The organism is Mycobacterium sp. ENV421 (assembly GCF_002887815.1).
Taxonomy (GTDB): Bacteria; Actinomycetota; Actinomycetes; order Mycobacteriales; family Mycobacteriaceae; genus Mycobacterium.
In genome coordinates this window covers 1-4,781 of the sequence record NZ_PDHO01000084.1, presented here as the reverse complement: position 1 = coordinate 4,781, position 4,781 = coordinate 1, and the positions used below count along the sequence as shown (strand labels likewise).

General features: G+C 65.1%; 5 protein-coding genes. 4 read left to right on the top strand and 1 reads right to left on the bottom strand.

Going from position 1 to position 4,781, the window contains the following annotated elements; translation table 11 throughout:
- The 3 genes from CRM90_RS29450 to CRM90_RS29440 form a co-directional block, all read left to right on the top strand.
- The coding region (locus tag CRM90_RS29450; protein ID WP_142391491.1) for a tyrosine-type recombinase/integrase at positions 1–605 on the top strand (605 nt) is incomplete at its 5' end.
- Positions 602–937, top strand: coding sequence for a helix-turn-helix domain-containing protein (locus CRM90_RS29445; protein ID WP_102810379.1), 336 nt, complete (start codon positions 602–604; stop codon positions 935–937). The genes CRM90_RS29450 and CRM90_RS29445, both read left to right, overlap by 4 nt.
- On the top strand, positions 930–2,429 hold the full coding sequence (locus tag CRM90_RS29440; RefSeq protein ID WP_199190106.1) for a site-specific integrase: 1,500 nt from the start codon (positions 930–932) through the stop codon (positions 2,427–2,429). The genes CRM90_RS29445 and CRM90_RS29440 overlap by 8 nt, the downstream gene beginning before the upstream one ends.
- Positions 2,430–2,471: 42 nt before the next feature.
- On the opposite strand, the gene CRM90_RS29435 is transcribed toward CRM90_RS29440, so the two are convergent.
- Positions 2,472–3,218 (bottom strand): class I SAM-dependent methyltransferase, encoded by a 747-nt coding sequence (locus CRM90_RS29435; protein WP_102810378.1) that lies wholly within the window; start codon positions 3,216–3,218, stop codon positions 2,472–2,474.
- A gap of 427 nt (positions 3,219–3,645) precedes the next feature.
- On the opposite strand from CRM90_RS29435, the gene CRM90_RS29430 reads away from it, so the two are divergent.
- Positions 3,646–4,638 carry an XRE family transcriptional regulator gene (locus CRM90_RS29430; protein ID WP_233209592.1) on the top strand — a complete coding sequence of 331 codons (993 nt, stop codon included), beginning with the start codon at positions 3,646–3,648 and terminating at the stop codon, positions 4,636–4,638.
- Positions 4,639–4,781: the final 143 nt, after the last annotated feature.

The window sequence follows — 4,781 nt, the reverse complement described above, 5'->3', positions numbered from 1 at the left end:
CCGATCCTCCCGGTCGAGCAACATGGCGCAACAGGTCAGGCAACCCCGGAGAAGGCCTTCGCCGCAACGAGGTCCGGCACTTGCAGCTCGTCGACTTTTCCCGCAACGCCCGAGCACCGTTCTTCGGCGAGTGGGGCCTGGTACGGATCCGCCACGGCAAGGCGATGCGCAACTCGCCACCCAAGCAACGCACCGTGTTGACCGTCTTCGACTGGGCCGCCGAGGCGGTGGCGGATTGGGTTGAGCGTGGACTTCCCCGCTATGGGCACCCCGTCACTGATCTGTTCCCCACCGAGAAGGGTGGTCTGGTGCCCGAACGCAACCTCTGGCAGCGGATGCGCGACCTCGTCGACGAACTCGGGTTTCCCGCTGGGTTGGACCTGCACTCGTTTCGCCGCTCCTATGCGACCAACCTGCAAACCGTGTATGGCTACGACGTAAGTTTCGTGCAACTGCAGCTGGGCCACGAGCATGCCGCCACGACCTCCATCTATACGCTGGCCGCCCCCGATTACCGGGCCCGCGAACTCGAGCGGGTCCTCAGTGCAACCCTGACCCGCAGCAAGGCTGACCTGGGCGAGAACCGACGACGGGAGTCCCAATGAAACGAGAGATCCAATACCACTGGCGGGTCAGGGAATTCATGGCCCGCGCCGGGATGAAGAACAGCCGCGACCTGGTCGCGCCGCTACGCGAACGCGGCATCATGCTCTCCGAATCGCAGATCTACCGCATCGTCGGCCAAGAACCCGACCGGATCTCATTCAAGGTCCTCGTCGCCCTCTGTGACATCTTCGGCATCGAGGCCGGCGACCTGATCACCTACACCGCCACCGATGCCCGCCAATCCCGCACCAAGGCCGTCAACGCCCCCAGCGACGTTCCCCTGCTCAACGCCTACCGGCCGGTGAAAGCCCGCATCATCTCCGATGACTGAAACCCGCCGCCGCGGCCGTCCCCGCACCATCGGTGACATCGAATGCAGTCGATGCCACCACCTGGTGCCCAAAATCCGGGCGCGCTGGCCCGAAGGCGCCATCTGCGGGCCATGCTTCACTACCGCCGCCCGCACCTACGGCTTGTGCTCGTTCTGCGGCGCCGAACGCCTTGTCCCCGGCCAAACACCCACCGGCGCAGCGCTGTGCCGCGATTGCGCCGGCATCACCACCAACCTCGACTGCGAAAACTGCGGCCGCGAAGCCGAGCGGCTGCGCGGCGGCCACTGCGCCCGCTGCGTCGTCACCGCCGACCTCGAACAGATCCTCTCCCCACACCACCCTCCCGACATGCGCCTCAAACGACTCACCGTCGAACTAGCCGCAGTCCCCCGCCCGGAAAGCATCATCACCTGGATGCGCCAACCGGCCACCGCCGCACTGCTCACCCTGATCGGCACCCGCGAACTGCACCTGAGTCACGACGCCTTCGACGCGATGCCCCCATCGAAGGCCCTCGAGCACCTACGCGAGATGCTGATCGCCCACCGCATGATGCCCGACCGCGGCGACCGATACCTCGCCCGCTTCGAACGCTGGCTCGACCAACGACTACAGACGCTGCACGACACCCCCACGATCGCGACCCCCATCGAACAATTCGCCCGCTGGCATCACCTGCGGCGCCTGCGCGACAACGACGACCCCACCCGCAACATGGACAACGCCACCCGGTGCGCCAAACAAGAGATCACCGAAGCCGCCAAGTTCCTCACCTGGCTGCTCACCGAGCACGACACCACCGTCGACGACCTCACCCAAAGCCACCTCGACACCTACCTCAGCGAAGGCACCACGACCCGCACCACCGTCCGCAACTTCATCCAGTGGCGCGCCCGCGCCGGCATCGCGCCGCGCTTTAAGGTCCCCTACCGCGTGGCCCGCACGACTCCGCTGACCTCCACTCAACAGCGCCTCGACCTCATCAAACACGTCATCGAAGCCGACCACGTCCTCCTCTCCACCCGGATCGCGGCGCTCCTGCTCATGCTCTTCGGCACACCCCTGGACCGGATCTGCCGCCTCACCCTCGACGATGTCGTCACGGCACCCACCCGCACCACCATCGCCCTCGGCGAGGAGCCTGCACCCATCCCCCCGGCACTACTCCCCCTGTTTCACCAGCATCTCGAACGGCGGGCCAACAGTCAGACGATGAACCGCCGATCCCCCTGGCTGTTTCCCGGATACACTCCGGGCCAACATATTTCGGAGCAGTCATTAATGCACCGGTTACGTGGAATCGGGATCGACATCACAGCCGCACGTAATGCGGCATTGCACGACCTCACCAAGGAAATCGACGCGGCCTCACTTGCCGACCTCCTCGGCTACTCCACCCAAGTCATGAACATCCACGCCGCCCGCGCCGCAGTCCCTATGGCCACCTACCCCGCCATCAACCGCCCAACTCCACCGTCACAAACCAGCTAGACGGCTAGCGTAAAAGCGTTTCACCTCAATGGTATTCATCGTTCATAGGTCGATGGTGACCGTGCAGTAGCCGACGTCGAGTTCGTCTCGTTCCAACAATTCCGCATGCTCACGGTGCCAGAGCCCGCTCGCGAGGTCCTGCTCCAGTCGAGCCAAACCGGGCTCGAGCATCGACGGATCCGTGGTGGCCAACATCGAAATCCCGGTGCGGACTACGGGATCGAGATAAGCCCGGGGGCGACGCCAGTAGGCAGCTCCGAACCCGTCGACACAGTCGTGGGGAATCGGCACCGGCGCCATACGCGTTGCGCAGCCAGGCACCGCTGCAGCCAATGTCTGCACGGGCACGGCCACCCGAGCATCCGCCGCCGCGGCGGCAGGCAGATAGTCCCGGAGCAACCAGAACTGCGCGATGACCTCCGGGCGCCAGGTGAAGAACACCAGGCGCCGTCGCGCTACCCGCCGCATCTGCGCAATTCCAACCGCAACGTCGCTCCAGTGATGCACTGTCAACACGGCCAACGCAGCGTCAACCGATTTGTCGCGCAACGGGAGTGCCTCGGCAATTGCGCGCACTGCCGGCGCAGACCCCGCGCGACGTTGATCGATCATGACCTGACTGGGCTCCACCGCCACCACCGTGTTCGGTGGCTCATAAGAACCCGCCCCAGCTCCCACATTGACAACGCTCTCTACATCGCCCAGAGCTGAACGGATAGCCGACGCGATCCGCGGATCCGGACGCCGAGTTTGAGCGTATGTCCCCCCGATGACGTCGTAGACCACCACCAGCCGATGATCCCCCCAATGGCCTCGAAGTGTCGAGAGGCCACGACATCAGCGATCTAGCGCGTCCCCTCAACGACACCAGGCGGGCCTCGATGGATTTCGACACTTCTTGATAACACCGATATCCAGTGACAATTGGCACTATCGCATACCGACACTTGACGACCTCGGAGTTTCGCAGAATACTTGGCGGCATGGCAACCCCCCGCTTGGTTGAGCTCATCGACCGGTATAGGAACGCACATGGGGTGAGCGAGTCCGAGAGGCGGTCAGGGCGAAGTGGCCCAGCGTCGCCGCGCTGGTGGCCCGTCGAATCGGCGTCACGCGCGAGAATCTGCGCAAATGGCGGATGAACGGTGTGCGCCGACTTCCGGATCGCGCGAATCTTGCGGCTACGGCACGTGTTATCGGTCGCCCATACCGAGAAGTGCTCTCGGCGGCCCTCTACGACACTGGCTATCTGGACACCGACACAGCTGTTCCGCGGCCCTACGGCGAGGTGCTGCACGACGCTGTTGATGTGCTCAGCGAGGCGAGCCGACTCACGAATCAGCCTATGCGCCAGACGGGTTCGGGCCAGTGGGAGCCTGATCCCGATCCCCGCGCCGCGTTGGCGATCGACTGGGCGGCTTTCGTCACCGAGGCTCTAGCAGGCGCGGCCGCCAACGCTGGCGGCATCGACGCGATCCTGGCCGGCCGCCCGGGGTCGTGGGAGGCCTCGGTCGTGGGCGACGCCCTGCGCGCCGCGGTCGGACACGACGAGTGGGACCTCTGGCGCCACCGAACCGAGCCCGTGACTGTTGTCCTGAACCCCGATCGCATCCTCTTCGACAATGGCGCCTCGGAATGGTTTACCGAACTCGACAACGCCGAAGCCGAGATCCAGCGGCGCGAAAATGCGATTCAACCCGGCGTCATCTACGCCGGCGATCGTGACCCCGAGACACTGCAATCGGCCATCGACAAAGGCTTTGAAGTCCGACCCGGTCCCCCGCCTCCCCCACCGACGATCGAAGAGATCGAGGCCTGGCAAGTCGCGCAACGCGAAGACCCCACCCCCCTCACCGCCGAGGAGCAAGCCGAAGAGGACGCCCTGGAGGCCCTGCAAGACCTACGCGACCGCGCCGAAGCACAGCACCGCGCCGAGCTCGCCGCCTACGGCGAGCGAATTGCCGAGGCGGTGCGAACCGAGCTGGCCACCCTCAGCCTCACTGTTCCGGTGACGGTGACTGTCGACCTCGACACCCCCTGGGACCACGCACCGGCGACACCGACGCCGGGCTGGACACAGAGTGCCATTGACAACGCCGTCGCGGCCGCCATCGCCGCGACACCCACCCCCGACAACGTTCCCGGGACACTGCTGGAACGCGCTGAGGCGGCATTCCGGGGCACTGAAACAGGCCACGCTGGGGAGTGATCCTGAGCTGGCTAAATTGTCGGAGGCCAGCGACGTCTAGTGGGTCGGCGGCGAAAGCGGTAGCGGCACAACCACTCCCCCAGCCTCATTATCTGCACTTGAATGTCTCGTCCAGGTGTGTGCGTTCAATTCTGCAAAGGCGA

What these genes read in the sequence shown, in the direction of transcription:
- CRM90_RS29440 (WP_199190106.1), top strand. Translation starts at nt 930, where the DNA reads ATGACTGAAACCCGCCGCCGCGGCCGTCCCCGCACCATCGGTGACATC.
- CRM90_RS29445 (WP_102810379.1), top strand. Translation starts at nt 602, where the DNA reads ATGAAACGAGAGATCCAATACCACTGGCGGGTCAGGGAATTCATGGCC.